Origin of the sequence: Paramagnetospirillum marisnigri, from assembly GCF_001650715.1 — a bacterium.
GTDB classification, from domain to species: domain Bacteria; phylum Pseudomonadota; class Alphaproteobacteria; order Rhodospirillales; family Magnetospirillaceae; genus Phaeospirillum; species Phaeospirillum marisnigri.
In genome coordinates, this window is sequence record NZ_LWQT01000082.1 from 1 (window position 1) to 9,707 (window position 9,707).

Annotated in this window: 5 protein-coding genes; 4 read left to right on the top strand and 1 reads right to left on the bottom strand. The window is 64.2% G+C overall.

All coding sequences use genetic code 11. The features are described from left to right. The first annotated feature begins 430 nt into the window (after positions 1–430). From A6A04_RS15835 to clpB, 4 genes are all read left to right on the top strand, one after another. Positions 431–1,801 (top strand): M23 family metallopeptidase, encoded by a 1,371-nt coding sequence (locus A6A04_RS15835; RefSeq protein WP_245651241.1) that lies wholly within the window; start codon positions 431–433, stop codon positions 1,799–1,801. 81 nt (positions 1,802–1,882) lie between these two features. Further along, positions 1,883–3,097: an argininosuccinate synthase gene (locus A6A04_RS15840; protein WP_068494603.1), complete on the top strand. Its 1,215-nt coding sequence runs from the start codon at positions 1,883–1,885 to the stop codon at positions 3,095–3,097. 197 nt (positions 3,098–3,294) lie between these two features. Next, positions 3,295–5,358 carry an ATP-binding protein gene (locus A6A04_RS15845; protein WP_068494605.1) on the top strand — a complete coding sequence of 688 codons (2,064 nt, stop codon included), beginning with the start codon at positions 3,295–3,297 and terminating at the stop codon, positions 5,356–5,358. A 112-nt stretch (positions 5,359–5,470) separates the two neighbouring features. After that, entirely contained in the window at positions 5,471–8,062 is a 2,592-nt protein-coding gene (clpB, locus tag A6A04_RS15850; RefSeq protein WP_068494607.1) for an ATP-dependent chaperone ClpB, read from the top strand. A 3-nt stretch (positions 8,063–8,065) separates the two neighbouring features. On the opposite strand, the gene A6A04_RS15855 is transcribed toward clpB, so the two are convergent. Continuing rightward, on the bottom strand, positions 8,066–9,052 hold the full coding sequence (locus tag A6A04_RS15855; protein ID WP_068494609.1) for a hypothetical protein: 987 nt from the start codon (positions 9,050–9,052) through the stop codon (positions 8,066–8,068). Positions 9,053–9,707: the final 655 nt, after the last annotated feature.

Sequence of the window (9,707 nt, forward strand, 5' to 3'; positions counted from 1 at the left end):
GGAGGCGGGTTCTACCCCGCCAAAACAACCCCGTCAACACTTGTTTTTACCCGAAGGTAAACCCCGTCGACCGGGCCTGTTTCCCTCCGTCCCGGCCTGTCGGCCGTCGCGGCGGGAGGCGGTTTCTACGCCGCCCAGACCGCCCCGTCAACACTTGTTTTTGCCTTGCGGCAAACCCCGCTGACCGGGCCGTCCCCACCACCAGAACCTTGCGATCCGTCGCGGCGGGAGGCGGGTTGTAGAAGGTTGTCGGGGTGGCGTCAACCCCTGTCCGTAACTTTTCTTTCGCAATCGCAAAATGGCTTTATGGGAATGGGTCGGAAGGGATGGCGGGGCGTTTTGAGTTGCGCCCCCCGGGGCGGCACTGCCATAACCACCGCGGATCAACACCCGATGAGCAGGACCATTGGCCGGTCACGTCACAGCCAAAGTGAAGCGCAGCCTGAAGGCCCTGGCCGTGGTCATCCTGGTCGGCGGCGCCGCCCTGTTCGCCGCCCGTCCCTTCGTGCCCTTCACGCCGTTCGGCGGCGGCGATGACCGTCTGAGCGGCCCGCCGCCTCTCTATATGGACCTGGAAGGCGAGGCCAAGGTCACCGCCATCACTCTTGCGGACCTGTCCGACAGCGAGATCGAGGACCGTGCCCGCCGCCCGGTGGAAACCATCGTCCAGGTGCGATCGGGCGAAAAGCTCACGGAACTGCTGGGCCGGGCGGGCGTTGCCTCGGCCGAGGCCACGCAAGCCATCGATGCCTTGATCACTCTGTTCGACCCACGCCAGTTGAAGGCCGGGCAGAAGGTGACCGTTACCCATGCCCCCGCCCCCCACGGTTTTGGCCGGGGTGAGTTCAGCAAGGTCAGCCTGGCCACCGACCCCATTCGCGATGTCTTCGCCCGGCGCACCGACAAGGGCGGCTTCAAGGCCGACCAGACCACCCGACCGGTCAGCAAGCAGGTGGCCCACTATAGCGGCAGCATCAAAAGCAGCCTGTATGAAAGCGCCATGGCCGCCGGCGTGCCGGTGCAGGTCATCATCAACATGATCAAGGCGCTGAGCTACGACGTCGATTTCCAGCGCGACATCCAGCAGGGCGACAGCTTCGAGGTCATGTTCGAGGGCTGGTACGACACCAAGGGCAAGCTGGTCCGTCCCGGCGACATTCTTTTTGCAGGGCTGGACCTGTCGGGATCGGAAATCCAACTCTACCGCTACGAGGATTCCCTGGGGGCTACCGACTATTTCAATGCCAAGGGCGAAAGCGTCAAGAAGGCGTTGCTGAAGACCCCGGTCGACGGCGCCAAGATCACCTCGGGCTTCGGCATGCGCAACCATCCCATCCTGGGCTATTCCAAGATGCACAAGGGCATCGATTTCGGCGTCCCCCCCGGCACCCCCATCCAGGCGGCGGGCGACGGCAGCGTCGAGATGGCGGGCCCCAACGGCGCCTATGGCAATTATGTGCGGCTGCGCCACGGCAACGGCTTCGCCACCGCCTATGCCCATATGAGCCGCATCGCCCAGGGCGTGCACACGGGGCGCCGGGTGATGCAGGGCCAGATCATCGGCTTCGTCGGCTCCACCGGCCGCTCCACCGGCCCGCATCTGCATTACGAGGTGCTGCAGGGCAACAATCAGGTCAATCCCATGAGCATCAAGGTCCCCACCGGCGTCAAGCTGGCGGGCAAGGATCTCGACCGCTTCCAGGGCCACAAGCGCCAGACCGACCTGATGATGGCGCAGATCCCCTCGGCCACCCATATGGCGGTCAGCGCCCTGGCCAAGATGGGACCGAAGAAGAATTAGCGGGAAACTGTTGTCTCCTGCGCGGCGAGGCTTATACTGCGCCGCCGATTTTCCCCCCTCCATCTCGGAAAGGCGTCTCTCATGAAGGGCGAAGTCAAGAAGGTCGTTCTGGCCTATTCCGGCGGTCTCGACACCTCCATCATCCTGCGCTGGCTGCAGGACCAGTACCAGTGCGAGGTGGTGACCTTCACCGCCGATCTGGGCCAGGGCGAGGAACTGGAGCCCGCCCGCGCCAAGGCGCGCCTGATGGGCATCAAGGAAGAGAACATCTTCATCGACGACCTGCGCGAGGAATTCGTCCGCGACTTCGTCTTCCCCATGTTCCGCGCCAACGCGCTGTACGAGGGTGTCTACCTGCTGGGCACCTCCATCGCGCGGCCGCTGATCTCCAAGCGCCAGATCGAGATCGCCAATCTGGTGGGCGCCGACGCGGTGTCCCATGGCGCCACCGGCAAGGGCAATGACCAGGTCCGTTTCGAGATGGGCTATTACGCCCTGAAGCCCGACATCAAGGTGATCGCGCCCTGGCGGCTGTGGGACCTGACATCGCGGACCAAGCTGCTCGAATTCGCCGAGAAGCACCAGATTCCCATCGCTAAGGACAAGCGGGGCGAGGCCCCCTACTCCACCGACGCCAATCTGCTGCACATCTCCTATGAGGGCAAGGCGCTGGAGGATCCGTGGGTCGAGCCCTTCGAGGACATGTATACCCGCTCGGTCAGCCCGGAAAAGGCCCCGGACACCCCCACTTATGTGGAAATCGAGTTCGAGAAAGGCGACGCGGTGGCCATCGACGGCGTGCGGCTGTCCCCCGCCGCCCTGCTGACCAAGCTGAACGAACTGGGCGGCGCCAACGGCATCGGCCGCCTCGATCTGGTGGAAAACCGCTTCGTCGGCATGAAGAGCCGCGGCGTCTACGAGACCCCCGGCGGTTCCGTCCTGATCGTGGCCCACCGCGCCATGGAAAGCCTGACGCTGGATCGCGGCGAGTCCCACCTGAAGGATGAGTTGATGCCGCGCTATGCCGAGCTGATCTACAACGGATTCTGGTTCAGCCCCGAGCGCATCGCCATCCAGACCATGATCGACAAGGTCAGCGAGAACGTCACCGGCACCGTGCGGCTGAAGCTGTACAAGGGTGTCGCCTCGGTGGTGGGCCGCAAGTCGCCCAAGTCGCTCTATCGCCTGGACTATGTCACCTTTGAGGAAGACTCGGTCTACGACCAGCGCGACGCCCAGGGCTTCATCAAGCTGAACGCGCTGCGCATGCGTCTGGCCAAGATGGCGCGCGGCTGACCCAATCCGGCGCATTTCAACGAAAGGCCCCACCACTGGTGGGGCCTTTTGCATGGGACATGCGCGAGATGAGAGCTTTACGGCCGGGCGGGCGCCTTCTACCATTCTTGCGGTCGATGAACCTGCTTCACCATTCGCCAGGACCGCCCAACTGAGAGGGGCCCCATATCGTGTCGAGCGGATCGGGAATTGGAGCAATGCTCCCCCGGTGGTGGCCCCTGGGACTGTGGGCCGCCGTGGTGCTGGCCATCGTGCTTTGGGTCCATGCCACCCTGTCCTCCGATCATGACGAGACCATGGCGGCGGCGGAGCGGCGCGTCCAGGGCATGGCCGAACTGGCCGGCACCCATGTCCTGAACCTGTTCGACAGTGCCCACGCCGCCGTCAAGGTGGCGATTCCGATCTTCAGCCGCGATCACGACTGGGATCGGGTCATGACCGACCAGGACTCCTGGCGGCTGCTGCGCGATCTGGGGGAGGCACAGCCCAATATCCCGACCATGTTCATGGCGGATGAAGCCGGACGCTTCCGCCTGCACGCCAAACAGTTTCCCACCCCCGAGAGGGACCTGTCCCAGCGCGAATACTTCCGCCACCTCAAGGACACTCCCGGCTCCGAGGCTTATGTCAGCGAACCGCTGGTCGGGCTGCTGATGGGGTGGAATACCCTGATCCTCAGCCGACGGGTGGACTATCCCGACGGCCGTTTCGCCGGGCTGATCGGCGCCAATATCGATCCCAAGGTGCCGTTCGACTTTTTCGCCACCCTTGGGGTCGGACCGGGCGGCATCGTGACCTTGCAGCGGACCGATGGCACCATCCTTGTCCGCCACCCCCGCCTGGAGGGCGCTGAGGGCTCCAAGGTCGACAACCGGGTCGCCTTCCCCGAGATCGCCGAGGGATGGCCTTCGGCCACGAGGATCACCGTCTCGCCGCTGGACGGCGTGGCGCGCATCACCAGCTTCAAGCGGCTGGACCGCTATGGCCTGGTGGTGCTGGCCGCGACCCCCATCGACGAAGTCCTGGCGCCCTGGCGGATTCATCAGCTGCGCATAGCGCTGGTGGTCGGCATCGCGATTCTGGTGCTGAGCATACTGCTGCTGTTGCTGATGCGCCGCCGCCGCGCCGAGATCACCGCACTTGAGCAGTTGAGGACCAGCGAAGCCAACCTGATCCAGGCACAGCAGGTGGCAAAGCTGGGCTATTACGTCTACGACATGGTGGCGGATCGTTGGGAAAGCTCGGCGGTCCTCGACGAGATCTTCGGCATCGACGCCCGGTTCGAGCGGACCGGCGTGGGCTGGCTGAGCCTGGTGGCACCCAGCATGCGCTGGAGCATGGCGGAGTATCTTGGGGCAATCCAGGCGGGAACCCACGACTTCGATCGCGAATACCAGATCCTTCGGCGCAGCGATGGGGCATTGCGCTGGGTGGCTGGAGTGGGTCGGCTGGAGCGGGACGAATCGGGCAAGCCCATTCGCCTGCTGGGCACCATCAAGGATATCACCGAGCAGAAGGAGGTCGCTCTCGAGCTCCAGGCCAAGGCCGAGGAACTGACCCGCTCCAACACCGAATTGGAGCAGTTCGCCTATGTTGCCAGCCACGACCTGCGCGAGCCCCTGCGCATGGTCAGTTCCTATGTGGACCTGCTGGAACGCCGCTATTGCGACAAGCTGGACGAGCAGGCCCGCGAATTCATCGGCTTCGCCCGCGATGGCGCCAAGCGCATGGATCGCCTGGTCCTCGACCTGCTGGAATATTCCCGCATCGGCCGCCTGACCCGCCCCATGGAGGCGATATCGCTGGACAAGGCGGTGGATCGGGCCTTGCGGGCCTTGACCCTCAAGATCGAGGAAGCGAATGCCGAAGTGATTCGCCCCGCCGAAGGGCTGCCGGTGGTCTGGGGCGATGGCGAGGAACTGTCACGGCTGTTCCAGAATCTGATCGGCAACGCCATCAAGTATCGCGATGACCAGCGCCCCCCCAAGGTGCGCCTATCGGCGCGGCGCTCGGGCACCGATTGGGACGTGGTGGTCGAGGACAACGGCATCGGCATCGATCCGCAATATTTCGACCGCATCTTCCTGATCTTCAACCGCCTGCACCGCCGGGGCGAGTTCGAGGGCACCGGCATCGGCCTGGCCATCTGCAAGAAGATCATCGAACATCACGGCGGCCGGATCAGCGTCGAATCCGTCCCCGGCAAGGGCTCCTCCTTCAAGGTGACGCTGCGTGCCGCCCCTGCGGAAATGGCCGAATAAACCTCGCTTGCGAGTCTAGAATTCCACGCCATATCAATGGGCGATCATCCGACAGGGAGGACGGCGGCCATTGTGGCGCCTTTCTCCTGCCGCTCACTCACCGAGGGCACACATGGATTTCGAGAAATTTACCGAGCGCTGCAAGGGATTCATCCAGTCGGCGCAAACCCTGGCGTTGCGATCCGGCCATCAACGCCTGACCCCGGAACATCTGGCCCAGGTCCTGCTGGCCGACAAGGATGGACTGGCCGCCAATCTGATTCGTGCCGCCGGAGGCGATCCCGCCCGGGCGCTGAAGGCCGTCGAGGCCGCCTTGGACAAGCTGCCCAAGGTGGAAGGCCCCGGCGCCGGCGGCATCCACCTGACCCCGGAACTGGCGCGGCTGTTCGACCAGGCCAGCCAGATGGCCGAGAAGGCGGGCGATTCCTTCGTCACCGCCGAACGGCTGCTGCTGGCCCTGGCGCTGGCGTCGGGCACTCCCGCCGCCCAGGCGCTCAAGGATGCGGGCGTCACGCCCCAGGGCCTCAACCACGCCATCGAGGATGTGCGCAAGGGCCGCAAGGCCAACAGCGCCTCCGCCGAGGACGGCTATGACGCCTTGAAGAAATACGCCCGCGATCTGACCCAGGCGGCCCGCGATGGCAAGCTCGACCCGGTGATCGGCCGCGACGAGGAAATCCGCCGCACCATCCAGGTGCTGAGCCGCCGCACCAAGAACAACCCGGTGCTGATCGGCGAGCCCGGCGTCGGCAAGACCGCCATCGTCGAGGGCTTGGCCAACCGCATCGTCAACGGCGACGTGCCCGAGACCCTGAAGAACAAGCGCCTGATGGTGCTCGATCTCGGCGCCCTGGTGGCGGGCGCCAAGTTCCGCGGCGAGTTCGAGGAACGCCTGAAGGCGGTGCTGACCGAGGTCACCGCCGCCGAGGGCGAGGTGATCTTGTTCATCGACGAGATGCACACCCTGATCGGGGCAGGCGCCGCCGAGGGCTCCATGGATGCCTCCAATCTGCTCAAGCCCGCCCTGGCGCGCGGCGAGTTGCATTGCATCGGCGCCACCACCTTGAACGAATACCGCAAGCATGTGGAAAAGGACGCCGCCCTGGCGCGGCGCTTCCAGCCGGTCTTCGTCTCCGAGCCGGGAGTGGAGGACACCATCTCCATCCTGCGCGGCCTGAAGGAGAAGTATGAGCTGCACCATGGGGTGCGCATCGCCGACGGCGCCCTGGTGGCCGCCGCCACCCTGTCCAACCGCTACATCACCGATCGTTTCCTGCCCGACAAGGCCATCGATCTGGTGGACGAGGCGGGATCGCGCCTGCGCATGCAGATCGATTCCAAGCCCGAGGCCCTGGACGAGTTGGACCGCCGTATCATCCAGTTGAAGATCGAGCGTGAAGCCCTGAAGAGGGAAAGCGACGCCGCGTCCCGCGATCGCCTGTCCCGGCTTGAGGTGGAACTGACCCAGCTGGAGCGCGAATCCTCCGACATGTCGGAACGCTGGCGCGCAGAGAAGAACAATCTGGCGTCGTCCACCAAGATCAAGGAACAGTTGGAGGAGGCCCGCATTGAACTGGCCAATGCCGAGCGCGCCGCCAATTGGGCGCGGGCTGGCGAGCTGAAATTCGGCGTTATTCCGGAACTGGAACGCCAGATCGAGGCCGGAGCCGGCGAAGGCCAGCGCCTGCTGACCGAATCGGTGACCGAGGAGCACATCGCCAGCGTGGTGTCGCGCTGGACCGGCATCCCGGTGGAAAAGATGCTGCAGGGCGAGCGCGACAAGCTGCTGGGCATGGAAAACCGCCTGCGGTCGCGGGTGGTGGGCCAACAGGAAGCCCTGGTGGCGGTGTCCAACGCGGTGCGGCGCTCCCGCGCCGGGCTGCAGGACCCCAACCGCCCCATCGGCTCGTTCCTGTTCCTCGGCCCCACCGGCGTCGGCAAGACCGAGCTGACCAAGGCCCTGGCGGAATTCCTGTTCGACGACGAGACCGCCCTGGTCCGCATGGACATGTCGGAATACATGGAAAAGCATTCCGTGGCCCGGCTGATCGGCGCGCCGCCCGGCTATGTGGGCTACGAGGAAGGCGGGGCGCTCACTGAGGCGGTCCGGCGCCGCCCCTATCAGGTGATCCTGTTCGACGAGGTTGAAAAAGCCCATCCCGATGTGTTCAACGTGCTGCTGCAGGTTCTCGACGACGGCCGCCTGACCGATGGTCAGGGCCGCACCGTCGACTTCCGCAACACCTTGATCGTGCTGACCTCCAATCTGGGCTCGGATATCCTGGCCAACCAGGAGGACGGCCACGATTCCGCCGAGGTCCGCGCCGAGGTCATGGAGGTGGTGCGCGCCAATTTCCGGCCGGAATTCCTCAACCGCCTCGACGAGATCCTGCTGTTCCACCGCCTGGGACGCGGCGACATGGCGGGCATCGTCGATATCCAGCTGGCGCGGCTCCGCAAGCTGCTGGAGGACCGCAAGGTCACTTTGGCGCTGGACGAGACCGCCATGCACTGGCTGGCGGAAAAGGGCTATGACCCGGTCTACGGCGCCCGACCGCTGAAGCGGGTCATCCAGCGCACGTTGCAGAACCCGCTGGCCTCGCAAATCCTCGAAGGCGGGATCAAGGATGGCGACACCGTCAAGGTCAGCGCCGCCGAAGGGGGATTGATGATCAACGGCCGTTCCGCCGGGGCCGAGATCTGAGACCTATTTCGGCTTGACCGCCGCGGCGATGATGGCGGCGCAGTCCGGCAGGCTGGACTGCACCGTCAGCTTGGCCCGGCGCACCGCCAGCATGAAGCGAAGCATGGCGGCATCGTTTTCCGAAGCCCGCGCAAGTTGCTCGAAGGCCGAAGGCGGCATGGCGTTCTGGGCGCTCAACAGACAGACCGCCAATTGACGCTTGTCGAGGCCGAGATCACTGACCAGGGACTTGACCAGCACACGCCCCACCGCCGCCAAGGCACTGGTCACGGCGGCCGTCTGTTCGGCATTGCCCGAAGCCTCGAGCACCGCGGGCTCGCCGAGCAGGCCTGACAGTGCCTCCATCCGCAGACGCGATCCATCCGGCGTCAACAGATCGCTGAGATTAGTGGGGGGCTCGGCGGTCTTGGGCCGTACCGACCATTGCTCGACCGGCGATGGCGCGCAAGGCGCGGCGGTGGCGGCGGGAACCACCGTGGGCGGGGCGCGCCGACCGGCGGCCACCAGCAGATCCTCGGGACTGCGCAATTCCACGATACGCGGCCCCAGTCGCGAAACATCGGCGGGCGACAATTGGGAATAGGCGGGGACCAGCGGCACCTGCCACTCATACAACAGATATTGCCGGATGGCCTTGTAGAGTTGCTCGGCCCGGCTTGCGGCCTCGGGCGCAGGCATGGATCGTCTCAGACCCAGGGATGACAGGGCACGCGCCAACACCCCGACGGGCTCCTTGGGGCGCTGTGGTGATTTTCGCTCCACCACCCGGAGGCGGAAATAGCGGAAGGCGGCGGAGCGAACGATCATGGCCACCACCTCGTTCAGGGTGCGACCACAGGACAACTTGGCGTTGTCATCATTGACCTGACGCTGCTCGGCATCCACCAGCACCTGAATGAACTTGTCGCGGCTGGCGCGGAAATAACCGAAGCATTGTTCCAGCAGGCCGATATCGGCCATCACCTTCTCATAGGCGACGGTTCCCGGCATGTTGCGTATTTCAGGAATTCCTTCGGCCAAGGCCCGCATGACCGGCCCCCGTAACGCCGCTTTGACCTGCCGCGCCGCCTCCACCCTATCGACCGGGACGCCCCCCGGTATCTCGCCCTGCTTGCCTGACATTGGGCTGCCCTGATCATTCTTCGCGCCCATCCCGACGCCAAGACTCTCAAGTCTTACCCCACCAAGTCAATCACAATTCATTTACATCAAAAGTACTCATTCCCGATTATTCGGCCTATTTGTGATTTTTTGTGTTCATCGACTCACCCAAACCTTGCCTCGCAGTTCAGCGCCATATCAGTGAATTTGAATGATTTTTAGCCATTTCGCCGAGTCATCAGCGTAACGTTTCATGACATCTGCAGTGAGGAGTATTGACGTATTGTCACGACGACCTGCCAATGACTCATATATGCAACCCGACCAAGGTATGCCAAATTAGATGACTTCTCTTGGAGAAATCCAGGACCTGGAGTAGTTTGATTGGGACGGTTCTTGATCGTTTGGGGCGATCACTCCCGATTATGACGAAATCTGCTCAAGAGCAGGAAGGCGCCCCTCTACAAGGTCATGTCCCGTCGAGTGGTGTAGCAGCTTTTGCCTGGGGATGATGGCGTAGGGTGCGTAGCGCCCGGAGGCGTCA

What these genes read in the sequence shown, in the direction of transcription:
- A6A04_RS15840 (WP_068494603.1), top strand. Translation starts at nt 1,883, where the DNA reads ATGAAGGGCGAAGTCAAGAAGGTCGTTCTGGCCTATTCCGGCGGTCTC.
- A6A04_RS15845 (WP_068494605.1), top strand. Translation starts at nt 3,295, where the DNA reads ATGCTCCCCCGGTGGTGGCCCCTGGGACTGTGGGCCGCCGTGGTGCTG.
- clpB (WP_068494607.1), top strand. Translation starts at nt 5,471, where the DNA reads ATGGATTTCGAGAAATTTACCGAGCGCTGCAAGGGATTCATCCAGTCG.
- A6A04_RS15855 (WP_068494609.1), bottom strand. Translation starts at nt 9,052, where the DNA reads ATGCCGGGAACCGTCGCCTATGAGAAGGTGATGGCCGATATCGGCCTG.